23 protein-coding genes, 2 tRNA genes and 1 pseudogene are annotated in these 23,675 nt (G+C 73.3%); 8 read left to right on the top strand and 18 right to left on the bottom strand.

Features of this window, described 5'->3' with window-relative positions; all coding sequences use genetic code 11:
- Positions 1 to 43 precede the first annotated feature (43 nt).
- The 6 genes from DFJ69_RS22330 to DFJ69_RS22305 all read right to left on the bottom strand — a co-directional run bounded on the left by DFJ69_RS22330 (position 44) and on the right by DFJ69_RS22305 (position 8,864).
- Positions 44 to 3,916 carry a S8 family peptidase gene (locus DFJ69_RS22330; protein WP_116024400.1) on the bottom strand — a complete coding sequence of 1,291 codons (3,873 nt, stop codon included), beginning with the start codon at positions 3,914 to 3,916 and terminating at the stop codon, positions 44 to 46.
- Positions 3,917 to 4,064: 148 nt separating this feature from the next.
- The gene (locus tag DFJ69_RS22325; RefSeq protein ID WP_211328702.1) at positions 4,065 to 6,818 is read right to left on the bottom strand and encodes a helix-turn-helix transcriptional regulator; all 2,754 of its coding nucleotides are present in this window, start codon (positions 6,816 to 6,818) and stop codon (positions 4,065 to 4,067) included.
- A 62-nt stretch (positions 6,819 to 6,880) separates the two neighbouring features.
- Positions 6,881 to 6,954, bottom strand: a tRNA-Leu gene (locus DFJ69_RS22320).
- A gap of 4 nt (positions 6,955 to 6,958) precedes the next feature.
- A tRNA-Leu gene (locus DFJ69_RS22315) sits at positions 6,959 to 7,032 on the bottom strand.
- Positions 7,033 to 7,321: 289 nt separating this feature from the next.
- Positions 7,322 to 8,008, bottom strand: a complete 687-nt coding sequence (locus DFJ69_RS22310; RefSeq protein WP_147312392.1) for a hypothetical protein — start codon at positions 8,006 to 8,008, stop codon at positions 7,322 to 7,324.
- 163 nt (positions 8,009 to 8,171) lie between these two features.
- On the bottom strand, positions 8,172 to 8,864 hold the full coding sequence (locus tag DFJ69_RS22305; protein WP_245974521.1) for an acetamidase/formamidase family protein: 693 nt from the start codon (positions 8,862 to 8,864) through the stop codon (positions 8,172 to 8,174).
- A 236-nt stretch (positions 8,865 to 9,100) separates the two neighbouring features.
- Between DFJ69_RS22305 and DFJ69_RS22300 the strand changes: the two genes are divergently transcribed.
- Entirely contained in the window at positions 9,101 to 10,123 is a 1,023-nt protein-coding gene (locus DFJ69_RS22300; protein ID WP_116024397.1) for a D-alanine--D-alanine ligase family protein, read from the top strand.
- On the opposite strand, the gene DFJ69_RS22295 is transcribed toward DFJ69_RS22300, so the two are convergent.
- The gene (locus tag DFJ69_RS22295) at positions 10,111 to 11,118 is read right to left on the bottom strand and encodes an NAD(P)H-dependent glycerol-3-phosphate dehydrogenase (protein WP_116024396.1); all 1,008 of its coding nucleotides are present in this window, start codon (positions 11,116 to 11,118) and stop codon (positions 10,111 to 10,113) included. The two genes, DFJ69_RS22300 and DFJ69_RS22295, sit on opposite strands and share 13 nt — an antisense overlap.
- A 106-nt stretch (positions 11,119 to 11,224) precedes the next feature.
- Positions 11,225 to 11,974: a lysophospholipid acyltransferase family protein gene (locus tag DFJ69_RS22290; protein WP_116024395.1), complete on the bottom strand. Its 750-nt coding sequence runs from the start codon at positions 11,972 to 11,974 to the stop codon at positions 11,225 to 11,227.
- Between the two features lie 97 nt (positions 11,975 to 12,071).
- On the opposite strand from DFJ69_RS22290, the gene cofC reads away from it, so the two are divergent.
- Positions 12,072 to 12,749 carry a 2-phospho-L-lactate guanylyltransferase gene (gene cofC, locus DFJ69_RS22285; RefSeq protein ID WP_116024394.1) on the top strand — a complete coding sequence of 226 codons (678 nt, stop codon included), beginning with the start codon at positions 12,072 to 12,074 and terminating at the stop codon, positions 12,747 to 12,749.
- Here cofC and DFJ69_RS22280 read toward each other — a convergent pair.
- The 5 genes and pseudogenes from DFJ69_RS22280 to leuC form a co-directional block, all read right to left on the bottom strand.
- Positions 12,718 to 12,939, bottom strand: coding sequence for a hypothetical protein (locus tag DFJ69_RS22280; RefSeq protein ID WP_116024393.1), 222 nt, complete (start codon positions 12,937 to 12,939; stop codon positions 12,718 to 12,720). The two genes, cofC and DFJ69_RS22280, sit on opposite strands and share 32 nt — an antisense overlap.
- Positions 12,940 to 13,056: 117 nt before the next feature.
- Positions 13,057 to 13,335: an HU family DNA-binding protein gene (locus tag DFJ69_RS22275; RefSeq protein ID WP_116024392.1), complete on the bottom strand. Its 279-nt coding sequence runs from the start codon at positions 13,333 to 13,335 to the stop codon at positions 13,057 to 13,059.
- A gap of 181 nt (positions 13,336 to 13,516) precedes the next feature.
- Positions 13,517 to 13,762: pseudogene (locus tag DFJ69_RS22270) on the bottom strand (SCO5555 family protein); the annotation flags it as partial.
- Between the two features lie 97 nt (positions 13,763 to 13,859).
- On the bottom strand, positions 13,860 to 14,447 hold the full coding sequence (leuD, locus tag DFJ69_RS22265; protein ID WP_116024391.1) for a 3-isopropylmalate dehydratase small subunit: 588 nt from the start codon (positions 14,445 to 14,447) through the stop codon (positions 13,860 to 13,862).
- 22 nt (positions 14,448 to 14,469) lie between these two features.
- A complete protein-coding gene (leuC, locus tag DFJ69_RS22260; protein ID WP_116026813.1) occupies positions 14,470 to 15,867 on the bottom strand; it encodes a 3-isopropylmalate dehydratase large subunit in 1,398 nt (465 codons plus the stop codon).
- A 108-nt stretch (positions 15,868 to 15,975) separates the two neighbouring features.
- Between leuC and DFJ69_RS22255 the strand changes: the two genes are divergently transcribed.
- Positions 15,976 to 16,695: an IclR family transcriptional regulator gene (locus DFJ69_RS22255; protein WP_116024390.1), complete on the top strand. Its 720-nt coding sequence runs from the start codon at positions 15,976 to 15,978 to the stop codon at positions 16,693 to 16,695.
- A 403-nt stretch (positions 16,696 to 17,098) separates the two neighbouring features.
- Here DFJ69_RS22255 and DFJ69_RS22250 read toward each other — a convergent pair whose 3' ends face one another.
- Genes DFJ69_RS22250 through DFJ69_RS22240 form a run of 3 tightly spaced genes read right to left on the bottom strand, consistent with a single transcriptional unit; the run spans position 17,099 to position 19,296 of the window.
- Positions 17,099 to 17,839, bottom strand: a complete 741-nt coding sequence (locus DFJ69_RS22250) for an SGNH/GDSL hydrolase family protein (RefSeq protein WP_211328701.1) — start codon at positions 17,837 to 17,839, stop codon at positions 17,099 to 17,101.
- On the bottom strand, positions 17,836 to 18,249 hold the full coding sequence (locus tag DFJ69_RS22245; protein WP_211328700.1) for a hypothetical protein: 414 nt from the start codon (positions 18,247 to 18,249) through the stop codon (positions 17,836 to 17,838). Before DFJ69_RS22245 ends, DFJ69_RS22250 begins: the two co-directional genes overlap by 4 nt.
- Before the next feature lie 6 nt (positions 18,250 to 18,255).
- Entirely contained in the window at positions 18,256 to 19,296 is a 1,041-nt protein-coding gene (locus tag DFJ69_RS22240) for a TlpA disulfide reductase family protein (protein ID WP_245974519.1), read from the bottom strand.
- A 63-nt stretch (positions 19,297 to 19,359) separates the two neighbouring features.
- Between DFJ69_RS22240 and DFJ69_RS22235 the strand changes: the two genes are divergently transcribed.
- Together DFJ69_RS22235 and DFJ69_RS22230 are read left to right on the top strand one after the other, a co-directional pair.
- Complete coding sequence (locus DFJ69_RS22235; RefSeq protein ID WP_116024389.1) at positions 19,360 to 19,992, top strand: MerR family transcriptional regulator; 633 nt, start codon at positions 19,360 to 19,362, stop codon at positions 19,990 to 19,992.
- 29 nt (positions 19,993 to 20,021) lie between these two features.
- Positions 20,022 to 20,843, top strand: coding sequence for a hypothetical protein (locus DFJ69_RS22230; RefSeq protein WP_116024388.1), 822 nt, complete (start codon positions 20,022 to 20,024; stop codon positions 20,841 to 20,843).
- A 13-nt stretch (positions 20,844 to 20,856) separates the two neighbouring features.
- Here the strand turns inward: DFJ69_RS22230 and DFJ69_RS22225 are convergent, their stop codons facing one another.
- Positions 20,857 to 21,261: an NUDIX hydrolase gene (locus DFJ69_RS22225; protein ID WP_116024387.1), complete on the bottom strand. Its 405-nt coding sequence runs from the start codon at positions 21,259 to 21,261 to the stop codon at positions 20,857 to 20,859.
- 193 nt (positions 21,262 to 21,454) lie between these two features.
- Between DFJ69_RS22225 and DFJ69_RS34415 the strand changes: the two genes are divergently transcribed.
- The 3 genes from DFJ69_RS34415 to DFJ69_RS34410 all read left to right on the top strand — a co-directional run bounded on the left by DFJ69_RS34415 (position 21,455) and on the right by DFJ69_RS34410 (position 22,809).
- On the top strand, positions 21,455 to 21,955 hold the full coding sequence (locus tag DFJ69_RS34415) for a hypothetical protein (RefSeq protein ID WP_211328699.1): 501 nt from the start codon (positions 21,455 to 21,457) through the stop codon (positions 21,953 to 21,955).
- Between the two features lie 74 nt (positions 21,956 to 22,029).
- Positions 22,030 to 22,587 carry a hypothetical protein gene (locus DFJ69_RS22215; RefSeq protein ID WP_116024385.1) on the top strand — a complete coding sequence of 186 codons (558 nt, stop codon included), beginning with the start codon at positions 22,030 to 22,032 and terminating at the stop codon, positions 22,585 to 22,587.
- A gap of 57 nt (positions 22,588 to 22,644) precedes the next feature.
- Entirely contained in the window at positions 22,645 to 22,809 is a 165-nt protein-coding gene (locus DFJ69_RS34410) for a hypothetical protein (RefSeq protein ID WP_170177743.1), read from the top strand.
- A 34-nt stretch (positions 22,810 to 22,843) separates the two neighbouring features.
- Here the strand turns inward: DFJ69_RS34410 and DFJ69_RS22210 are convergent, their stop codons facing one another.
- Positions 22,844 to 23,665, bottom strand: coding sequence for an AfsR/SARP family transcriptional regulator (locus DFJ69_RS22210; protein ID WP_116024384.1), 822 nt, complete (start codon positions 23,663 to 23,665; stop codon positions 22,844 to 22,846).
- Positions 23,666 to 23,675: the final 10 nt, after the last annotated feature.

The raw sequence follows: 23,675 nt of genomic DNA, 5'->3' as shown, positions 1-23,675 counted from the left end.
CGGCGAGGTGCGGTGGTGCGCCTCGCCGCGCGGGCTCACGGCGTTAGCCGCTCAGGCTGACGACGTCCTTGAACGTCTGCGTGATGGTGTTGCCGTCGGCGTCCTCGGCCAGGATCCGGAGGCTGACCTTCGCTCCGGGCTGGTCGGGGGTCGCCACCGGCAGTGTGTACTGCGTTCCGGAGTTCCGGGTCGGCGTGATGGACTGCCAGGTGGTGCCGCCGTTGTAGGAGACGGAGGCCGCCAGTTCGGCGAACTCGGGGTCGGGGGCGCCCGGCTGGTGATGGCGGGTGACCGTGATGTTGACGGTGGAGGCCTTCGGGACCCGGTAGTCGAGGTCGTGGGGGATGCCGTAGTCGAGCAGCAGCAGCGGGGTCGCCGCGCAGTCGCCGCTGCCGGCGGTCCCGGTGAACCCGCACGCGTAGCCGGTGGGCACGGTGCCGGCGGCCGGAGTCTGGGAGTCGAAGCCCCAGGTCGTGTCCACCACGCCGTCCTCGAAGCCCCATACCTTCGGCGTGTACACCGCCCGGAGCCGGTACCAGGCCGAGCCGGGCGGCACGTCGTACGCGGTGAACCCCCCTTCTGGGCGGGACGGCACCTCGACTCCGCCACGGGTCAGAGTGAGGGTCACCCGGGTGCCGTCGGGCGCGATCTCTCCATCGCTCTCGTCATCCACGAAGCCGCTCTCGTGATGCCCCTCACCGGCCAACCTCTGGGCCACGGGGTAGAGGACGTCGCCGCGCCGGCCGAGGAACAGCGGCGTGGCCTTGGCACCGAGCGAACTCGCGAACGTGGGGCGGACCTGTCTGGCCGATTGCCCCAGGCGGAACGGTGCTCTCGCGCGGGTCTCCGTCTTCACCGATTCGGCCGGGAAGGTGTCCCAGCGCGCCCAGGCCGGGTGGTGCTGACCACCGGGACGGATGATCCGGTGCCAGATCAGATCCGGGTCGACCGGGAAGTACTCCTGGCGGCGTACCGGACCCCAGAAGCCGACGAACGACCATACGGACGGGTCATAGTGCTGGTAGGCCGGTCCGGCCAGGTTGTACTGCGTCATGTACTGGCCGCCGGAACCCGGGAAGTACTGCGTGCGCAGAGCCGTGTTCTCGCCGACGTTCATGGTGATCTGCGGCACCTCCGGGACCTGGTTCCGCCAGAACTTCGCCGCGTTGTACACCTCGTCGGGCCTCGGTGTGCTGATCAAGTCGACCTGGGCGCTCGCGCCGATCGTGGTCAGCCCGGCGGCGGACTGGAGCCGCAGCCCGTCCGCCCTGGTCACCCAGGTGAGCGGCAGCACGTTCCCGCCCTGACTCGTTCCGCGGGCCTCACGCCCATCACGAGAATCGAAGATCACCAGTCCGGCCGCGCCCGCCGCCTTGATCCGTTCCGCCAGGGCGGTCGACAGCTCGCTCCCCTGGACCAGTGCGATCCTGCCCTGCAGTGCGGCGCCCTGGATCTGCCCGGCGCTCCCGTCCCCGGCGTAGACGAGCGAGACGGTGCTCGTCCCCGGCGGATACATCTCGAGCCTGCCCAGCGACTGGTACGCGAACTCGCGGTCGAACGCCTCGTAGCGGGCGTTCACCTGGACATTCCCCGACCTCAGCATCACCTGGGGCTTGAGGTGCTGTTCCTGGTAGCCCAAAACGAACTGCCCGTGTGCCGGGGGTCCGGTCGGCAGGACCCAGATCTTGCCGATGCCGCCCACGTTCGCGCTGTGAACCGGCAGCCCGTCGACCTTCCGTTCCCAACTGATGTCGACCTCGCCGGAGGGCACGGACGGACCGGAGGTGTTGACCTTCACCTCCTTCATCTGACGGGCGTCGAAGACGACCTCCGTCTCCCCATTGATCTCCACCTCGGGGTGGACCGCGACGATCGTCCCGAAATCGGTGGTGCCCGCGCCTTGGGTCGCATCGAGCGCGAAGAAGTAGCGACCCTTCTCCAGCCAGACGGCACCCTGATCAAGGTCGGCGAGGCTGAGGTTCTGCCATGGCTTGAACGGGTCGTCGAGCGAGCCGACGGTGAAGTACGCGGACCTCAGCGGCACCCCCGCCCTGTCATAGGTCGGGAGCTTCACTCGGTGCTTGGTGTCCGTCAGTTCGAGGCCGATGGGTGTGACGACCGTCCGGCCGGACGAGGTCGCGGTGAGCCGGCCCTGGTAGAGCCCCGAGTACGCGGTCGGAGTGTCGATGGTGACCTGGACCTGGCCGGTCCCCCCGGCGGGGATGGTGAGCGACTGCGCCGAGAGCGACGCGCCGACGTCCTGCCCGTGGCTGTTCTTGACCGAGGCCGACAACCCGAGGGTCACCGGGTCTGTTCCCGTGTTGGTGTACGTCACCGTGCGATTCAGCGTTTGCGGCGCAGTGGTGGCGAGCCGTCCGAGGTTCACGGTGGACGGGCTCGCGACCACGGCCTGGGTGACGGCCTCATCCACCTGAACCCGGCCGGCGCCACCGTTGTACACCGGCTGGCCGACGTCCTTGGCCGAGCCGACGAGTGCGGCCTTGATCCGCGTTCCGTCCCAGGTGGGGTGCCGCTGCTTGAGGATCGCCGCAGCTCCCGCGACGTGCGGTGTCGCCATGGACGTCCCGTTCAGTGCGGTGTACGCGGCGTTCACCGGTGTGCCCAAACCGGTTCCCTCGGCGCGGGCGGCCACGATGCCGACGCCCGGGGCGGTGATCTCCGGCTTGACCGCGCCGTCGCGCGTGGCCGGTCCTCGGGAGGAGAAGTTCGCGAGCTGATCGTTCCGGTCGACCGCGCCGACCGTCAGCGCGGCGGCGGCCGAGCCGGGGGTGTTGATCGTACGGGTCTTGCCGTTGTTGCCGGCCGCGATGACGAACAACGCGCCCGTGGAGGCCGACAGATCGTTGACCGTCTCCGCGGCCAGATCGGTGCCCTCCCCGCTGTCCCAGCCGCCGACGCTGAGATTGATGACGTCGGCGTCCTTCTCCTCTGCCGCCCAATGCATGGCGGCGATGATGTCCGAGACATCGCCGACGCCGTTCCCGTTCAGCACCCTGCCGATGAGCAACTTCGCGCCCGGGGCCACGCCCTTACGGGCGGGAGTGCCCGCGGTTCCCTGGCCGGCGATGGTCGCGGCGACATGGGTGCCGTGGCCGTCCGGATCGACCAGAGGAACGTCGTGGTTGGGGTCCGCCGGATCGGGGGGCAGGAAGCTCTTGCCGTCCAGCACTCGCCCGTGCAGGTCGGGGTGGGTGTCCATACCGGTGTCCAGGACGGCGACCTTGGCCCCGGTCCCGGTCAGCCCGCCCTGCCAGGCGGCCGGAGCGCCGATCTGTGCGGTGCTCTGGTCGAGGGTGGCGTGGACCTTCGCGTCGAGCACGAGCCGCTTCACCGAGCCGCGCAGACCGGTCCTGCCGGCGAGGGCCTTCCAGGCCGCACCGGGCTTGGTCGGGTCGACCGAGAAGGCGACCAGGTCCGAACCGGTGATGGTTCTGCGGACCTTGCCGCCCGGCAGCCCGTTCGCGAGTTCCTTGAGCCTGCTCCCGGCCAGGCGCTTCGTCCCGCTCCGATAGTCGACCAGGACCGGCAGCGGTTTGCCCGGCCGGGCGACGTCGTCCTTGACCAGCCTCGCGAGATTGAACAGCTCCCGGTCGACCCGCTGACCGTTGACGAGGTCCTGTGCGTCGCTGGGGATGAGATAGCGGTCCTTGCCGTACCGCAGGTAGCGGTAGGAGATGCCGGGGCGGCGTTCGGTCAGCCGCGCGCCGCCCGTGGCCCGGTCGTACGCCACGACGTCGCCCGTGATCAGGTTGATGGTCTGAGATCGGCTCGTGTTCCCTGAGGCCGGGGCCGGGGCCGGTCCGGCTGTCGCCGGCACCGCCGCCGCCAAGGAGAACAGCAGCGCGCCACCAGCGGCCACCACGGCGAACCGCGGCGGCCTCTTTGGTCTGGACATTCTGCTCCCGAAGCTCGAAGTGACCGGTCGGCGGCGACGCTAATGAGCCGGGCGTGGGAAGGAATCAGTCATCGCAACGGGGCCACCCGCCTCGGTATCGGTACAGGCTTCGAGGCGGTGGCTGCGACCTGCGGCTATGCGGAGTGGGTCACGCGACCGCGCTGAAGTCGATGCCGCTCAGGTCGGAACGGGAGCTGACGCCGAGTTTCGGGAAGGCCTTGTACAGGTGGTAGCCCACTGTCCGCGGGCTGAGGAAGAGCCGGATGGCGATGTCCCGGTTGGACATCCCTAGGGCGGCGAGCCGTACGACCTGGAGCTCTTGTGGAGTCAGCAGGTCGAGCGAGGATCCGAGCCGTGGGCTGGGTGTCGGCACTCCCGTGGCGCGGATCTCGGCGCGGGCCCGCTCCGCCCAGGGAACGGCCCCGAACCGTTCGAAGGTTTCGAGGGCGGCCCTCAGGTGGGTGCGGGCCTCCGCCTTGCGCCGGGATCGTCGCAGGTACTCGCCGTACAGGAGCGTGGTCCGAGCCTCTTCGAAGGGCCGTCCGCCGAGCCGGTGCAGGTCCAGTGCGGCGCGGTAGTGCTCATCGACGGCGTCGCCGGAGGCGGTCAGCGCCAGACAGCGCTGGGCGACGGCCTGCGCCCACGACTGCCCGGACCCGTGGGCACCGGCGATGTACTTCTCCAGGGACTCCGAGGCTCGGCCGGGCTGCCCGATCCGGACGGCGGCCTCGATCTGATCGGGGGCACAGTACGTGATCCAGAATCCGCCGACGGAGTTGAAGGCCGCGTCGAACCGTTCCAGCATCCGCCTGTACTGACCGAGACCGGACTCGAGCAGGACCAGCGCCTGCATACCGTAGAAGGCGCTGCCCGCGTCCTGGCGCCGCGCCGCGCTCAGCAGGGGGGCCTCCACGAGATCACGACATCGCCTCTCATCCCCGGCGAGCGCCGGGAACCAGGCCAGCACACAGCGAAGATGCGCGGCGTGCGGGGCCTGCCCGGTGCTCTCGGCCAGGGCGAGCCCCTCCTCGGCGTGCGCCCGCGCGTCGCGCATCCGTCCGGTGAAGAACTCGGCGAACGCCAGTTGCTTGAGCGTCACCGGCAGCCATCCGACCATGGCGTGGTCGCGAACCTCGTCGGTCAGTTGCTCCAGCAGCGTCAGCGCGCCCCGCTCGTCCCCCGTGATCAGGCTCATCCCCACGACCGCCAGGCGTTCTCGCGGCGCGAGACTCCCGGGGGGACGGGAACGGACCTCCTCGGTGAAGGCCCGGATCCGCGGGATGGCGTACGCCCAGTCGTTGTCCAGCAGCCTGGCCAGGCCCATGAGCGCGCTCGTGAGCGGCATCTCCCCGACCAGCTCCATCAGCGCCGAGGCGGCCTGGGTGGCCAACTCCGGGTCACAGCCGTAGTACGCGTTGCGGATCGCGTCCACCAGCATCGAGGCGGCGAGCTCGGTCGACGGCGGGCGCTCCGGGTCCGTGGCGGCGCCGAACAGCATGCGTCCCGCGGTCAGCGGGGAGCCGATGTCGAATTCGACCGTCGCCCGCACACAGGCCAGTCGCGCGGCCAGCGAACCGTCCAGCGGATCATTGTCGCAATGACCGGCGATCTCGGCGGCCCGGTGGATGTCGCCGCCGGCGGCCGCGGCCTCGGCGGCGCAGACCAGTCGCGCGGCGCGCCGGTCGCGGTCGGGAGTCAACTCGGCGGCACGTTCCAATGCGGCAGCCTGCGCCCCGAAGCCCGACTTGGTCTCGGCCCGCAGCGCCGCCTCCTCCAGCCGTGCGGCCACCTGTTCGTCGGGGCCGGTCGCGGCAGAGGCCAGATGCCAGGCCGCCCGATCGGCGGCTTCGTCGTCCGAACCCGTGATGATCTCGGCCGCCAGGGCCCGATGGACCATCATTCGCCGGGCGACCGGCGCGGCCTGCAGCACCGCCGCCCGCGCGAGCGGGTGCCTGAAGGCCAGCCGGCCGTCGCTCAACAGCAACAGCCCGGTCTGCTCGGCCTCCAACAGTTCGGCCGGGCCGGCGCCGAACCGGGCGGCCGCGCGCACCACGACGTCCAGGTCTCCGGTCTCCTCGGCGGCGGCCGTCAACAGAAGCGTCCCCGCCGCCTCGCTGAGCCCCGCCGCCCGCACGCCGAACGCCCGCTGCAACCTGCCGGGCAACGGCAGCGAGGTCCGATCCTGCGGCCCGAACGGCGGCCGGCCGGACCGCTGTTCGGCCTCCAGCCCGGCGGGTAGCTCGATCAGCGCCAGCGGATTGCCGTCGGCCTCCTTGAGGATCCGGTCGCGTACGGCCGGGGCCAGCTCGGGGCTGTGCCTGGCCAGCAGCGCCCGAGCCGCCTCGCGATCCAGACCGGAGAGATGCAGCTCGGGCAGCCCGCCCAGCACGTCCAGCGCATCGGTGTCACCGGCGTCGCGTACGGCGAACACCATCATCACACCGTCATGGTCGAGGCGCCGCGCGGCGAACACCATGGCCTCGACCGAGGCCCGATCCCACCACTGGGCATCGTCGACCAGGCAGAGCACCGGCCTCTCCTCGGCCAGCTCCGCCAACAGCGACAGCACCGCCAAGCCCACCAGGAACCGGTCCCCGGCCGCCGCCCCGGTCGCCCCCAGAGCCGCGCCCAAGGCCTGCGCCTGGGGCTCCGGGAGGGCCGGCAGCCGATCCAAGGAGGAACCCAGCAACATGTGCAGCCCGGCGAAGGGCAGTTCGGACTCGAAATCGCTTCCCTGCGCCCTGACCACCCTGAACCCGTCGGCCTCGGCGGCATAGTCCAGCATCGCCGACTTGCCGACACCCGGCTCACCCCGGATGACCAGCGCCCCGGCCTTCCCGGAGCGGGTCGCCGTCAGTTGTCGGTCGAGCGCGACCTGTTCTTTCCCCCGACCGATCAACACGTCCAGAATCTATCGGTTCGGCTGCAATACGACCGAAACCGATGGCTGGTTGGACCATCACGTGCCCCCGGCAGGATTCGAACCTGCAACGTCTTCGCTCTCGACGAAGTGCCTCTGCCTGTTGGGCCACGGGGGCGGCGTGCGGCTCCCGGGATTCGAACCCGGAGCATCCACTTCCTGAAAGTGGCCTCTCTGCCCGTTGGAGTAGAGCCGCGTGGGATCGGGGAGGCGTCACCCGGATCGGCGCGGCCGGAGAGGTCCCGGAGGGACCGGGGTCAGTGCGCGAGGGGCCGGCCGTGGCGGGCGGGTGACGCCGAGGGCAGTCGGTGGTGTAGGCGCTCCATGCGCATGGCCGGTCCTCCTCTCGAAAGTCTTCGACGGCCTGTCGTTCGGGCCGATGTCGTCAACCGTGCCAGGGGTGCGGGACGGGTGCAACGTGTTTTCGGGCGGGAATGCGTCACCCCGGCCGCCGTGGTCGCGGCGGCCGGGGTGATGGTGGTCGGTCAGCGGGCGCCCGGCGCGAGGACGGTCGTCAGCCACTTGGGCAGCAGCGGCTTCAGGGCCTCGGTGGCCTTGCCGGTCAGGGCTCCGGAGTCGTTGGGCGTGGAGTGGTTCGGCGTGCCGAGGACGCCCCCCGTTCCCGGGGCGGGGGTCAGCGGGGTGACCGGGCCCTCGGGAGCGGTGGCGGGGGCGGCGGTCGCGGCCGGGTCGACGTCCTTGCCCGGCGCCGTTCCCGGGGCCTTCGGCTGACCCGGGGCGTTCGTTCCGGCGGCGGGCGTCTCGGCGGGCGCGTTGCAGGCGACCGTGATCACCCGCCGTCCGGACGGGACCGTGGCTCCGGGCGCCGTCCAACTGATCGTGTAGCGGCCGTCGGGGACGCGGATGTCGTTGCTCTTGCCCTTGCCGCCGGCGAGGAACACGGTGCCGGAGACGGAGACGCGCGAGGAGCCGGAGACGCGGTTGACCCGGTAGCCGACGTGGTCGGCCCCCCGGAATCCGGAGGCGGCGAGGTAGAACCGGCAGACCCGGTTCGAGTCGACGGCGGCGGCGGGCTCCGCGCCCACGGGCAGGACCTGGATCCGGCCCCCGGTCGGGGCCTCGTCGGCGGCCGCGGGCAGGGCCGGGAGCAGGGCGGGCAGGACGGGGACGGCGGCCGTCACGGCGACCGTCAGCATGATCTGTCGCATCATGCACATTCGTCTATCTGGCCGCGCTTCAAGACGATCCCCGCACCCGGTCTCGGGTCGCCCACGAACCCCACCGGGCTCGCCAAGGGCGCGCCGGCCGCCGGGGATTAGGGCCGTCCCGTGGTGCTTCGGCCGGGATCGCGGCCGGGGCCGAACGGCGCCGTGGTCAGGCGGTGTCGGGGTCGGGCATCAGCATCGGGCCGGTGATGCCGAAGCGTTCGATCCCGCGTCGGGTCAGGTTGATCCGCAGGTCGATCCAGCCGGGCAGCGCCGCGGTGCGGCAGTCGAGGGCGCCGCGGGACGGGAAGTGCAGGTCGCCGACCGAGAGCTTGGCCCCCCGGGCGTGCACCGGCAGCAGGATCCTGGAGCCGGCGGTGAGCGGGGCGATGCCGCAGCCGCCGACCTCCCGGCCGCGGGCGGCGGTCGGAACGGCCTGCGCCGCCACCTGGTCGTAACCGGCCAGCCCGGGCCGCACCCGACCGAGCAGCGCGCCCTCCGCGCCGGCGGGGCCGCCCGGGGCCGCGTCGGACGGCGTGTGCACGGCGTGCGGGGCGGGGGCGCAGCCGATCACGCCGGGATGGCCGGTGGGCACGGGATGACCGCCGGGCGGGCCGACACCGAGCACGTCGACCACGATCACGTCGCCGGCCTCGGCGCCGATCACCACGATCGGCCCGCACAGCACGGGTTCGCCGCCCGGCGGCCGGCCCTCGCACTCCAGTCGGACGGAGCCGCCGGTGATCACCTCGGCGACCCCCGGGATGTCGGGATGCCAGCGGTTGTGGCCGGGCACCGCCCGGGCCGCGGCCGGGACGGGCGGGAGCGGCGCCATGGTGGTCGGCGCCAGGGAGAGCACCACGAGGGGCTCCTTCCTGAACGATGCTGAGCTGTCCTGATCGAGATCGTGCTCACCGATCGTGCCCGTACGGCTGTTTCCGAACGGTTTCCGCGCTCTTACGACCCAGTAAGGACGGCGACGGATTCCGCCAGGTAGACGGCCGCCTCGGCGGGTCGCGCAGGTCTTGCTAGTCTGCTTACCGCACGTGGGCCGGACCCGGACGAGGCCCAGTACACGGCGGCTATGAGGACGGCTTGATGCGCATCGCGGTGGTGTTCGGAGGAGCGAGCTCGGAACGCGATGTCTCGATCGCCAGCGCCGCACAGGTGTTCACGGCGCTGCGCGGCCGGGGCCATGACGTGCTGGCCGTCGACACGGCGAAGGGGGCGCTCGGCCCCGACGAGGTCGAGGCGTTCACCGGCTCCACCGTCGCCTACGACCCGCCGGGCCTCGACGACGTCCCGGCCACCGAGCTCACCGCCCGCCTGACCGCCGAGGGCGGCCCGCTGCGCGAGGTGGACGTGGTGTTCCTGGCGCTGCACGGCGGCTCCGGCGAGGACGGCACCCTCCAGGCCATGCTGGACTCGGCGGGTGTCACGTACACCGGCAGCGGCGTGCTGGGCAGCGCGGTCGCGATGGACAAGGACGTGTCCAAGAGGCTGTTCCGGTGCGCGGGCGTCCCCACCCCGGACTGGACGATGGCGCCGGTCGGCGTCGCCGAGGTCGCCGACCGGATCGGCTTCCCGGCGATCGTCAAGCCCAACACCCAGGGGTCGACCATCGGCCTCACCGTGGTCAAGGCCCCCGAGCAGTTGGCCGGGGCGGTCGCGGCGGCGGCCGTCTACGACCGCGAGGTGATGGTGGAGCGGTTCGTGCCGGGCCGCGAGTTCGTGGTCGGGGTGCTGGACGGGCGTCCGCTGGCGGTGGGCGAGATCGTTCCGCAGCTCGGCGAGATCTTCGACTACCAGAGCAAGTACCAGGTCGGCGGCGCGGTGGAGACGTTCCCCGCCGACCTGCCGGGCGACGTGACCGCCGAGCTGCAGCGGCTCGCGGTGGACGCGCACAAGGCGCTCAAGCTCAGCCACTACAGCCGGGTCGACTTCCGGATGGACGCCGACGGCGGCCTGTGGTGCCTGGAGGCCAACACGCTGCCCGGCATGACGGCCACCAGCCTGATGCCGCAGTCGGCGGCGGCGGCCGGCGTCGGGTTCCCCGAGCTGTGCGAGCGGCTGTGCCTGATCGCCCTGGACGAGCGCACGGGGCGGGCTCAGACGCCGTAGCGCTCCGGCTTCGGCGAACGCGACATCAGCAGCGAGGCCGCCTCGGAGATCGACATCCCGTGGTGCATGACCGCCGCGACCACCTCGGTGATCGGCATCTCGACACCGTACTTGCGCGCCAGCTCCAGCACCGCCTCCGAGGACTTGACGCCCTCGGCGGTCTGTCGGGTCACCGCGATGGTCTGCTCCAGCGTCATCCCGCGGCCGAGGTTCTCCCCGAACGTGCGGTTGCGCGACAGCGGGGAGCTGCAGGTGCCGACCAGGTCGCCCAGGCCCGCCAGCCCGGCGAAGGTGTGCTCGTCGGCCCCCAGCGCCGCGCCGAGCCGGGCGATCTCGGCCAGCCCGCGGGTCATCAGCAGCGCCCGGGTGCTGTCGCCGAAGCCGAGCCCGAACGCGATGCCGACGCACAGCGCGATGACGTTCTTGACCGCGCCGCCCAGCTCGCAGCCCACCACGTCGGTGTTGGTGTAGACCCGGAAGTACGGGGTCATGCAGGCGGCCTGGATCCGCCGGGCGGCGTCCTCGTCGGAGCAGGCGGCCACCGCGGCGCCGGGCTGGGCGGTGGCGATCTCGCGGGCCAGGTTGGGGCCGCCCACCACGGCGATCCGGTCGGCGGACGCTCCGGTGGTCTCGGCGATCACCTCCGACATCCGGCGTCCGGTGCCCAGCTCGATGCCCTTCATCAGGCTCACCAGGACGGCGTCCGGCGGGAGCAGCGGGCGCCAGGCCGCCAGGTTGTCGCGCAGCGTCTGGGACGGCACGGCCAGCGCCACGATGTCGGCGCCGGTCAGCGCCTCCGCCGGGTCGACGGTGGCGCGCAGGCCCTCGGGGAGGTCGACCCCGGGCAGGTAGTCGGTGTTCTCTCGGCGCTCGTTGATCGCCTCGGCGATCTCGGGCCGGCGGGCGCAGACCACGACCTCGGTGCCCGCGTCGTGCAACACCTTGGCGAAGGTCGTGCCCCACGAACCCGCGCCCATCACTGCCGCTCTGGTCAATGCACCGCTCCGTACTCCCGCGTACCCATGGCCCTGTCCCACCCCGCCACCCGCTCGGCCGACCGCTCGACGACGCGTCCGGCGCGCGCCGGCGGTCCGGCCGCGGTCACGAGGCGGCCGTCCCCTCCGCGTCCCCGCCACGGCGCTCGGCAATCGCCTTCTTGCGGTCGTAGAGCTCCGTGGGCGGCTCCTGGCCGCGCAGCTCGCCCAGCAGATCGGCGATCGCCCTCATGATCTCATCCGTCGCCTCCCGCAGCACCGCCGCGGTCAGCGGTCGACCGGCGTACCGCGACAGGTCGATCGGCTCCCCGGCGATGACGTGCATGGTCTTGCGGGGGAACGGGCGGAACCTCTTGGTGCCGTACGGCAGCAGCTCGTGCGCGCCCCAGTGCGCCACCGGCACCACCTTGGCCCCGGTGGCGATGGCGAGCCGGGCCGCGCCCGTCTGGCCCGTCATCGGCCACAGCTCCGGATCGCGCGTGCAGGTGCCCTCGGGGTAGAACATCAGGCACTCGCCCGACGTCAGCGCGTGCTCGGCGGCCTTGAGCGCCGTCCCGGCGTCGGCGGTGTCGCGGTACACGGGCACCTGGCCCGTGCCGCGCATGACGGGCCCGATGAACCGGTCGTGGAACAGCGGCGCCTTGGCCAGGTAGACGGGGTAGCGCCCGGCCTCGTACACGAAGTGGGCCAGGGCCAGCGGATCCGCCCACGACAGATGGTTGGCGGCGACGATGATGCCGCCCTCGGAGGGCACGTTGCCCCGCCCGCGCCAGTCACGCCGGAGCATCGTGAACAGCAGCGGACGCAGGATCGCGATCGTCAGCGCCCGCCAGCGCGGCGAGTGGCCGTGACTCATGACTGCCCTTCTCGTCCCGTGACGACCCCGCCGGGCGCGCCGGCCGATGGGGTAGTCCTCCAGTTTCGCGGCTTGCGCCGCATAGTGTCGAGTCGCGATGACTTCACACAAGGCCCGACTCACCTGGTCCCTGGTCGTCCCGGTCAAGGTGCTGGCCAGGGCGAAGACCCGGATGTCCGCCGCCGCCGGCCCGCACCGGGAGGCGCTGGCGCTGGCGGTCGCGGCCGACACGGTGTCGGCCGCGCTCCACTGCCCGACGGTCGCGGAGGTGATCGTCGTCACGGACGATCCCCTCCCGGCGGCGGAGCTGTCCGCGCTGGGCGCCCGGGTGGTGCCCGACGTGCCCGACCGCGGGCTGAACCCGGCCCTGGTCCACGGAGCCGACCTCGCCGCGCGGGACCGACCCGGCTCCGGCGTGGGCGCCCTGTCCGCCGACCTGCCCGCGCTGCGCCCCGCGGAGCTGCGGCGTGTGCTGGAGGCCGCCGCCCTGACACCCGAATCGTTCGTCCCGGACGCGCTCGGCGTCGGCACCACCCTGTACACGACGCGTCCGGGGGTGCCCTTCCACCCCGCCTTCGGAACGGGGTCGCGGGCCCGGCACGCCGCCCAGGGCGCTCGCGAGCTGGCCTTGGACGGGATCGAGAGCGTACGTCAGGACGTGGACACCCCCGACGACCTGCGGGCCGCCCTCGCGCTGGGGACGGGGCCCCGGACGACGGCGATCGCGGCCCGGCTGCCCGCCCTCAGTCCGGGAGCGGGAACGTCACCAGCGTGACGACGGTGACCCGACCGCCCTCCAGCGCCATCGCCACCCGCTGACCGAGGCGCAGCAGGCGCAGACCGCCCGCCGCGAACGCCTCGGCGTCGAAGCCCAGCTCCGTGCCGTCGTCCAAGAGCACGGCGCCGGTCCGCGTCGCCGCGTCGTACCGGCCGACCGTTCCCTGTACGCGCACCCTGCCTGCCATGGGACGAGCCTATCGGCCGCGGCGGCCCCCGAACGCCTGCGCCCGGGACCCCTCGACGGGGTCCCGGGCGCACTCGGCCCACGAGGCGGGCGGCCGACGGCAGCCCGACTCATCGACTCACTTCTTGCCGGCGACCAGGTTCTTGAAGTCCGCGCCGGCCTTGAACTTCGGCACCGACGTCGCCGGGACGTCGATCGTCTTGCCGGTGGCCGGGTTTCGGGCCGTACGGGCAGGCCGGTCGGCCTTCTCGAACGATCCGAACCCCGTGATCGCCACCTTGTCGCCCTTGGCGACCGCGGTCTGGATCGTCTCCAGGATCGCGTCGACGGCCTCGGCCGCGGCCTTCTTGCTCCCCAGCCGCTCCGAGAGGGCGTCGACCAGCTCACGCTTGTTCATTGGGTTACTCCTCCGGTTCCCCCCTTGCCCGCACGAAACTAGGGGACGTGCGGCAGGGACACAATCACCTGCACGCAATACTTCCCGTGTCGCAGGCGTTTTCGTCGTCCGGGGTGCCCTCCAACGAGGCCAGCAAACCCGAAGTATCCACTTCGTCACCCTCTGTCCGCACGCGATGCGTGAAGTCCGTCAGGAACGCCTCCAGTCGGCGATCGGCCAACACGGAGTCCCGTTTGGCCAGGTCGGTGATCATCAGCAGGTGGCGGATCAGCCGTCGTCGCGGCCCGGACGGCAGCGGGGCGACCAGTCGGTGCGCCTCCCGCAGCCGGCCCGCCAGGCGGGTCAGCACGGGGTCGTCCCACTGCGGGCCGGTCCACGCGGGCCGCGCCTGCGGGGTCGGTGGAGTGCTCACGGTGCATGCCCCCATAACCACATCGAGCGTGTCTCCCGTACAGGATTGTCTCCTGCGCGGTGACACGCTCGTGCGGGCGGCCCCCCGGCGGGGGCGAAACGGGTCGGGGCGGTCAGGCCGTGACGGGCAGCCAGGCGGGCCGGTCCTGTTCGAACACGGCGATGGCGTCGGCGTGGCGGAGGGTCAGCCCGATGTCGTCCAGGCCCTCCAGCAGCCGCCAGCGGGTGTAGTCGTCGATCTCGAACCCGGCGGTGAGCCCGGCCCCGCGGACCTCGCGGGCCTGCAGGTCCACGGTGATCTCGGCGGCCGGGTCGGCCTCGGCGGCGTCCTGCAGCGCCTCGACCGTCTCGGCGGGCAGCACGACCGGCAGCAGCCCCATCTTGGTGGAGTTGTTGCGGAAGATGTCGCCGAACCGGGGGGCGATGACGACCCGGAACCCGTACTGCTGCAGCGCCCAGACGGCGTGCTCGCGCGACGAGCCGGTGCCGAAGTCCGGCCCGGCGATCAGGATGCTCGCCCCCTCGTACCGCGGCTGATTGAGCACGAACGAGGGGTCCTCGCGCCAGGCCGAGAACAGCCCCTTCTCGAAGCCGGTCCGGCTGACCTGCTTGAGCCACACGGCGGGGATGATCTGGTCGGTGTCGACGTTGCTGCGCCGCAGCGGGACGCCGCGGCCGGTGTGAACGGTGAACGCTTCCATGGTGAGAGGTCTCCCGATCGTTCTAGAGGTCCGCCGGGGCGGCCAGGCGGCCGGTGACGGCGGTGGCGGCGGCGACGGCGGGCGACACCAGGTGGGTGCGGCCGCCGGGGCCCTGGCGACCCTCGAAGTTGCGGTTGGACGTGGAGGCGCTGCGCTCCTCGGGGGCGAGCTTGTCGGGGTTCATGGCCAGGCACATGGAGCAGCCGGCCTCGCGCCAGTCGGCTCCGGCGGCCGTGAAGACCTCGTGCAGGCCCTCCTCCTGGGCCTGGGCCTTGACCCGCATGGAGCCGGGGACGATCAGCATGCGGACGCCGTCGGCGACCTTGCGGCCCTCGAGCACCTCGGCGACGGCGCGCAGGTCCTCGATGCGGCCGTTGGTGCAGGAGCCGACGAAGACGGTGTCGACGGCGATGTCCCGCAGCGGCGTGCCGGCGGTCAGGCCCATGTACTCCAGGGCGCGCTCGGCGGCCTGCCGCTCGTCCGGGTCGTCGTAGGAGGCCGGGTCGGGCACGGACCCACCGAGCGGCAGGCCCTGGCCCGGGTTGGTGCCCCAGGTGACGAACGGGGTCAGCTCGGCCGCGTCGATCACGACCTCCTTGTCGAAGACCGCGTCGTCGTCGGTGCGCAGCGACGTCCAGTACTCGACGGCCCGGTCCCACTCCTCGCCCTGCGGGGCGTGCGGGCGGCCCTTGAGGTAGTCGAGGGTCTTCTCGTCGGGGGCGATCATGCCGGCCCGGGCGCCCGCCTCGATGGACATGTTGCAGACCGTCATGCGGCCCTCCATCGACAGGCCCCGGATCGCCTCGCCGCGGTACTCGACGATGTGGCCCTGGCCGCCGCCGGTGCCGATGCGGGCGATGACCGCCAGGATCAGGTCCTTGGCGGTGACGCCGGCGGGCAGCTCGCCGTTCACGGTGATCGCCATGGTCTTGGGCTTGACCTGCGGCAGCGTCTGGGTGGCGAGCACGTGCTCGACCTCGCTGGTGCCGATGCCGAAGGCCAGCGCGCCGAACGCGCCGTGCGTGGAGGTGTGCGAGTCGCCGCAGACCACCGTCATGCCGGGCTGCGTCAGGCCGAGCTGCGGGCCGATGACGTGGACGATGCCCTGGCCGTCGTCGCCCATCGGGTGCAGCCGGACGCCGAACTCGGCGGCGTTCTTGCGCAGGGTCTCGACCTGGGTGCGCGACACCGGGTCGGCGATCGGCGCGAGCAGGTTCTGCGTCGGGACGTTGTGGTCCTCGGTGGCGATGGTCAGGTCCGGTCGCCGGACGGGGCGGCCCGCCAGGCGCAGACCGTCGAACGCCTGCGGGCTGGTGACCTCGTGCACCAGGTGCAGGTCGATGTAGAGAAGGTCCGGCTCGCCCTCGGCACGTCGCACGACGTGCGCGTCGTAGACCTTGTCGGCCAGTGTCCGGCCCATCAGCTCCACCTCATCCGGTCGCTTCACCCGAGTCGCCCCGGCCGCGCCGATGCGCCCGGGGCCGTCCTCGAAGTTGCATCTCACATTTCAAGACTGCAATATCGAGGTATGGACAACTCTAGCGGAGTCGGCGTACTCGACAAAGCGGTTCTCGTGTTGAACGCCCTGGAGGCGGGCCCGGCCTCGCTGGCCAGCCTGGTGCAGTCCACGGGACTGGCCCGGCCCACCGCCCACCGGCTCGCCGTCGCGCTGGAGCACCACCGTCTCGTCCACCGGGACGCCCAGGGCCGGTTCATCCTCGGCCCGCGGCTCGCCGAACTGGCGGTCGCGGCAGGCGAGGACCGGCTGCTGGCCATCGCCCAGCCCGTGCTCGCCCAGTTGCGCGACCTGACCGGGGAGAGCGCCCAGCTCTACCGGCGGCAGGGCGACGTACGGGTGTGCGTGGCGGCGGCGGAGCGCAGCAGCGGCCTGCGCGACACCGTGCCCGTGGGCAGCGCGCTGCCCATGACGGCGGGCTCGGCGGCGCAGGTCCTGCTGGCGTGGGAGGAGCCCGACCGGCTGCACCGGGGGCTGCGCGGCGCCCGGTTCGAGGCCACCACGCTCGCCTCGGTCCGGCGGCGCGGCTGGGCGCAGAGCGTGGGCGAGCGCGAGCCGGGTGTCGGGTCGGTGTCGGCGCCGATACGGGGTGCGGGCGGCCGGGTGGTCGCGGCGATCTCGGTGTCCGGCCCCCTCGAACGGCTCACCCGCTCCCCCGGCCGCATCCACGCGGCCCCCGTCGTGGCCGCCGCCGAACGCATCTCCGACTCGATGCGCCGAACCGCCACCTGACGAGTGCCGGCAGGGTCGCCCACGGGCCCGACGAGTTCGCCGCCCGACAGGCGCCCCCGACCGGCCCGACCCGACCGGTTCGATCACGGGCCCGGCAGACTCGCTGCCCACGGGCGTCACCCGGCCGGCGCCATCCGACCCGTGTCACCCGGCCGGGTCGACCACGGGTCCGACGAGTTCGCCGCCCCACCGGCGTCCCCCTGCCGGCCCGAACCGACCGGTTCGGCGACGGACCCGGCCGGCTCGCTGCCCACGGGCGTCACCCGGCCCGAGGCACTCGACCAGTTCGGCCACAGGCCCGGCCGGCTCGCCGCCCCACCGGCGGCACCCGGCCGGCCCGAACCGACCGGTTCGGCCACGGGCTCGGCCGGTTCGCCGCCCCGGCGGTGCCGTCCGGCCGGTGTTACCCGGCCAGTTCGGCGGCCGGTCCGGCGAGTTGCCCGGCCCACAGGCGGTAGCCCTCGACGGACGGGTGGAAGCGGTCCGCGCCGAAGAACCGCTCGTCGCCCGGGTCGCCTCCGGCCGCCCGTACGTGGGCGACCCGGGGCAGTCGGGCGGCGGCGCGGCGGGCGGCGTGGTCCATGGCGTGGGCGCGCAGCCCCATGACGGCGCGCAGGGGCTGCGGCAGGCTCGGGAACCGGTGCAGCGGCGGCATGCCGGTCACCAGCACCGGCACCGGCACCGGGCCGAGGACCTCGCGCACGGCGGTCACCAGGTCGCGGACGTCCCGTTCCCAGGCGCGGAGCGGGCGGAGCCGGAGCAGGTCGTTGACGCCGACCATGATCACCACGAGGTCGGCGGCGGCCAGCCCAGGGACGTGGTCCTCGCGGAGCCGCCGGGCGGTCGTTCCGGTACGGCCGGCGACCCGCCAGGCGACGGGACGTCCGGTCCGTTCGGCGATGACGGCGGCCAGGAAGCCGGGCAGCGCCTCGGCGTGCCGTTCCGCCCCGACGCCCATCGCGGTGGAGTCGCCCAGCACGGTCAGCCGCAGCACCGGCCCCCGCCCGTCCACGGCCCCCTCGTCCGGGCCGGCGGCCTCGGGGAGTCGGGGCGTCGTGGCCCGGACACCCCGCCCCTGCACGGCGAGGATCGGCGCGAGGAGCAGGGCGAACGGCTGCACCGCCCGGAGTGCGACGTATCTCACGTCTCCTCCGGCCGGTCGAGGCGTTCGATGCCGTCGGCCCACAGGTCGCGCCCGCCGGAGGGGTTCCTCGGAAGCTCGGCGACGGGCAGCTCCCAGAATCGGAAGACGGAGTCCTCCGTCCACGGGCGGATCCGCTTCATGACGGCGCCGTGCGGGTTCGCGCGGGCGTAGGCGTACAGGGCCTTGCGGTCGGTCCAGGCCGACAGCGTCCAGAACGTGCCCTTGAACGGGCTCGCCCGCAGCGAGAGCCCGAGGGCGCCGGGCGAGCGCCGGGCCTGCCACCACAGCCTCATCGAGTGGACCAGGAAGACCGGCGAGCGCCAGGCGGAGCGGAGCCGGAACCTCGAGGCCATCACCAGGGCGGTGGCCCCCTCGTCGGCGGTGCCCGCCTTCATCCAGGGAATCTCCATCGTGCGTCACTCCTCGTCGGGCAGCGGTCGGTGGATCGGGATGCCGGCGTTCTCCAGCTCGTCGCGCAGCGCGAAGTAGCCGTCGCCGAAGGGGTCCTGGCCGGTCAGCGGCATGAGGCCGCGGCGGATCGCGAGATCGTGCGGGGCCAGCGCGGCGGCGGCGTCGAGGTGGGGCCGGGCCGCCTCGGCCCGCCCCTCCCGCAGGAGCCAGACCGCGAGCCTGGCGTGCGCGCGGGCGCGTCGTTCCTCGTCGGTCGGTACCCGCAGGTGCTCGGCGACCCGGTCGGCGGCCACCCCCGCGTCGTCCTCCAGCACCCAGCGGCGCAGGTCCCGGTACGACTTCTCGGCGTCGAGACCGTTCATCGAACGGAACAGGTCGGTGGCGGCCTGGGTGTCCTGGGGCCGGGCGATGCGGCCCTTCTCGTCGACCCAGACGACGGTCGGCACGTTGATCACGTTGTACAGCTCGGCGACCAGACCCTCGGTGTCCACGACCGCCGGGTGCGGGGGTGCGCCGCCGGCCCCCCGCGCGCCCTCGATCCACGGTCGGGCGTCCTCGGCGGAACGATCCAAGGCGACCGTCAGCACGGTGAGGCCGTGCCGTTCCAGGGCCTCGTGCCGCTCCCGCCAGGCGGGCAGGTCGTAGCGGCAGCCGCACCAGGACGCCCAGAAGACGATCGCCACCTTGCGTCCGCGCAGGTCGGACAGGGTCACGCCGTCCAGGGTGAAGTCCGGGGCCTCCTCGACCGTGAGCCCGCCGCCGAACGGCCCGGCCCCATCGGCGAAGGCGACGGCCCGTTCCCCGACGTCGATCACGGCCACCTTGCCGACCAGGGCGGCGAAGGCCGCGACGTCCACCCCGTCGGGGGTCTCGGCGTCGGCGGCGCGGAACGCGGGCAGGCACGCCTCGCCCCGGCACCAGCCGTGGGGCTTGCGCTCCCAGCCGAGCAGGGACCGGTCCAACGGGGCCAGCAGACGGCCGTCCGGAGCCGGGCGCGCCTCCAGCGCGCCGGTCCCGTCGGCCTCGATCACGGTGAACATCCTCATCCCCCCTTGGATACTGTCGCTATCCAATGCTTGGACAGTACTACTATCCAACGGGGAGGCGCAATGAGGATTTCCGAGCTCGGCGAACGCAGCGGGCTGCCGGTGCAGACGATCAAGTTCTACATCCGGGAGGGCCTGCTGCCCCGGGGCGTCACGGCGGGCGCCACCCGCGCCGAGTACGGCGACACCCACCTGGAGCGGCTGCGGCTGATCCGGGCGCTGCGCGAGGTGGGCGACCTGCCGGTCGCCGCGATCCGCCGGATCCTCGAGGCGCTCGACGACCGCGAGGTGGGCCTGCACGACCTGTTCGGCACCACCCAGTACGCCATCGGCCCGCACGTCGACCCGCCCGACGACGACCCGGACCGCCGGGCCGCCCGCGCCGACGTGGACGCGCTGATCGCCGAACTGGGCTGGCGGGTCAGCGAGGGCGCGCCCGCCCGCGACCTGCTCGCCCAGACGTTCGCGGCGCTGCGCGGGCTGGGCTTCCCGGTCAGCCTGTCCGACCTGCGCCCCTACGTGGACGCCGCCGTGGCGCTGGGCTCGCACGAGACCCGGCGGCTCCCCGAGGGCACACCGCGCGAACAGGCCCTGCGCGGCATGGTGGTCACGACGGTGCTCTACGAACGGGTGATGATGGCCCTGCACCGGCTGGCCCAGGAGGACGCCTCGGCCCGCCGATTCGGCTCCTCGTGAACGGGCCCGGCGGCGGGTAGGTCCTCGTCGTGGATCTCACCGACGCCGCCCATGAGCTCTATGGTGTCGACCCCGACGCGTTCATGGACGTCCGCGGGCGCCTGGTCGCCGAGGCCCGCTCGGCCGGCGACCGGGGGCTGGCCAAGGAGATCGGCGGGCTGCGCAAGCCGACGCTGTCGGCGTGGGCGGTCAACCTGCTGTGCCGCGAGGCCGGCGCGGACCTCGCGATGCTGCTGGACCTGGGCGCCGGGCTGCGGGAGGCGTGGTCGTCCGGCGGCTCCATCGGCGGGCTCGAACAGCGCCGGGGCGAGGTCGTGGCCCTGCTGCTGCGCACCGCCCTGCGACTGGCGTCCGAGGCCGGCCACCCGCTGCGCGACGCGGCCGTCCGGGAGGTCGAGAACACCCTCCAGGCCGCGGCGGTGGACCCGGAGGTGGCCGAGGACGTCAGGGTCGGCAGGCTGGAAAGGCCGCGCAGCCACTCCGGCTTCGTGCCCATGGGCGGCACGGCCCCGCCCCGGGCCACCGCGACGAAGCCCCCTCCGACGAAGAAGCGCAAGGCCGATCGAGCCGAGGCCCACCGCCGGGCCGAGGAGGCGGCGCGCAAGGCCGAACGGCGGGCCGACGAGGCCGCCCGCGCCCTGGAGGAATGGCGCTCGGAGGCCGAGGCGGCCAAGGCGGACCTGGACGCCGCCACCGAGGAGGCCGACGACCTGCGGCGGCGGCTGGACGAGGCCACGGAACGCCGCACGGCGGCCGAGCGCCGGGCCCACCTCGCAGCACGCGAGCTGACCCGGGCCACCCGTACCGCCGACGAGGCGCGACGCAAGGCCGAGGAGGCCGCCCGTCGCTGACCGGCGGCCGGGTTCAGGGTGAGGGCCGGTCGACCAGTCCGTGGGCGGCGGCCAGGTCGAAGGCGGCGCGAGAGGCCGGGGCGAGCAGGTCGCGCTCACCGGCCGTGACGTACACGCACTCGTCCACCTCGCCCGCCGGGCCGATCCGCCCGTGGAAGCCCGCGGTGAAGCAGACCATCCTGACGTGGGTGTGCTCCGGCTGGTCGTGGGCGGGCGCGTGGACGACCCCCAGCTCACGGAACGAGCCCCGATCGAGGTCGACCGCCAGTTCCTCGCGCACCTCGCGGGAAAGGGCGGTCCAGTCGCCCTCCCCCGGCTCCCGTTTGCCGCCGGGCAGGTAGAGCAGGTCGCGCCCCCGGGTCCGGACGGCGAGCATCCGGCGGTCGGCGGTGTGCACCCAGGCGACGACGTCGAGCATGCCGACGATCCTCTCAGGCCGCCGGGCGACGGGCGTTCCGCGCACGGCGTTCGCGGGTATCACCACAACGGCTTCCCACCCCGACGTGCGGAGGCCGAACGATGCCCGCAGTGGTTCCTCCGACCGCTCGGACGGCGCACCTGCGCGGCGTGGCCGCGCACGAGATCTCCCGGTTGCTCGACGGATCACGCCCGTGGACGTGGTGGCCGGCCCACGCGGCACGGCACGGGCGTCACGGCTTCACCAACACGCTGCTGCTCGCCGCCCTGCCGCGACCGGTGACGGACGTCCGCTCGTACGAGGCCTGGAGGGCGGCCGTGCCGCCGCGATCCGCGCCTGGGACGTTCTCGCGGGCATCGGCGTTCCGGTGGACGTCGCCCTGCTCCCGACGGGGGCCGACCCCGCCGACGTGCTGCGCCGGAGCGGCCCGGGCGCGCTTCGGGAGGCCCTGGCCGCCGCCTTGCCGCCGGCCGACCTGGTGGTCGACGACGCCATGGCCCGAGCCTGGGGCCGGCTCGTCTCCCCCGAGGAGCGGCTGTCCGCCCTCCGCGCCGCCGTCGCGCTGATCGCCCGGACGGCGCCAGTCCACGTGGCACGGCAGGTGGGGCGCGTGTCCGAACGGCTGGGTGTCGGGCACCTGGACGTCACCGACGCCCTGGTCACCGCCGTGACCTCCGCCATGACACCGCGATAGGTAGTGATTCGGCTACCGAGGGTATGTGGGCTCCCGGCTGCACACGTCAGCCCGTGAAGGAGGGGAGACCGCCCATGCGCACCCGTGACGCCGTTCGCAGAGCCCTCGCGTGGACCGTCCTGCCCGGGGCGGGGCTGTTAGCCCTGACGGCACCGGTCGCCGCCGCGCAGCCCACGGCCGGGGCCTCTGCCACGAAGGCGCGCGTCGCCGACTGCGGCCCGGTGTACGCCGAGTACGGCCGGGAGGCGTCGGGTGCCCGCTGGACCTACGTCAGGGGCCAGTTCTGCCTGGGCACCGACGGCCGGCGGCTCTGGCCCGTGTTCCTGTGGGCGCAATGCCAGTACCGGTGGGGCGGTCCCGCCGGATCCTGGTACTACCCCGGCGAGAAGCGCCCCTGTGTGGTCGCCGACTTCACGTACAAGGTCTCCTACGGCGGCGTGACGCTCACCTCCGGGCGCAACACCGGCACGAGCGGCATCCACTTCGGCAGCCTGAACGGCGACTCCGGCGACTGCCGGGGCCGGGGCACGTACCGGCTCGAGGCGAGCTTCGAGATCGACGGCCCCCACTGGAGCGGCGACCACAAGCGGCACCGCGCCATCGAGCAGCTCGCCGTGCCGTGCCCGCCCTGAACGAAACGGACCGAACCGGGACTGTCGAACGGGCCGCCGGGCACGCATGATGGATCCATGAGCGAAGATCGGCAGCAGAAGACGGCGGACCGGTGGCGGGCCCTGCCGGACCGCACCCCCCTGGAGGACCTGGTGGCCGTCCAGGAGGTCCCGCCGAAGCCCCAGGTGGTCGGCGAGCCGGGGAACACGGCCCTCGAAGAGGCCACCCGCTACCCGGCCTGAAGGACGGCGGCCGGGGCCCGCCCCCCGGCCGCCCTCACGGGCATCGGCGTCGGGGAGACCGACGACGAGACCGTCCCTCTCGGCATGCGCCCTCTCCGCGGACGCGCCCGTGCCCGCGCGGGCCGGGCAGGTCGTCTCGGAGGATCGCGTCGTGCAGACGCCGCAGCTCCCGCCCGGGCTCGAGCCCGAGGTCCTCATCGAGGATCCGCCGGCCGTCCCGGTAGAGGGCCAGGGCCTCGGCCTGGCGTCCCTCGCGGTGCAGGGCCGTCATCAGCAGCGCCCGCAGCCGTTCGCGGAAGGGATGCTCGGCGACCAGCGGCATGAGTTCGGCGACGACCTCGCGGGAGCGGTCGAGGGCGACGTCCAGTTCCGCGGCCTCCTCGACGGCGGCCAGCCGCAGCTCCTCCCAGCGCAGCGCGGCGGGGGCGAGCGCGGGGCTGTCCAGGCCCGCGAGCACCGGGCCGCGCCAGAGCGCCAGGGCGGCCCGGAACATCCCGGCGGCCTCGTCCGGACGCGCCGAGGCCGCCGCCTCCCGGGCGCGCGTGACGAGCCGCTCGGCCTCCCGCGAGTCCAGTCGTACGGCGTCCACCGGCAGGCGATAGCCGGGATGCGCCGTCTCGACCGCGCCCGGGTCCCGCAGCGCGCGCCGCAGCCGCGACACGGAGCCGGCGATCTGCGTGCGCGCCGACGCGGGCGGTCGGTCGCCCCAGACCGCCGCCATCAGTCGGTCCACCGACACCACCCGTCCGGGGTCCAGCGACAGCGCCGCCAGGACCAGCCGGGCGCGACGCCCGCCGAGCTCGACCGCACGGCCCCCCGAGACCGCCTGCACCGGACCCAAGATCCGCAACTCCACCCGATCCCCC

The sequence above is a fragment of the Thermomonospora umbrina genome, from assembly GCF_003386555.1.
GTDB classification, from domain to species: Bacteria; Actinomycetota; Actinomycetes; order Streptosporangiales; family Streptosporangiaceae; genus Thermomonospora; species Thermomonospora umbrina.
This window is presented reverse-complemented; position numbering and strand designations above follow the sequence as displayed.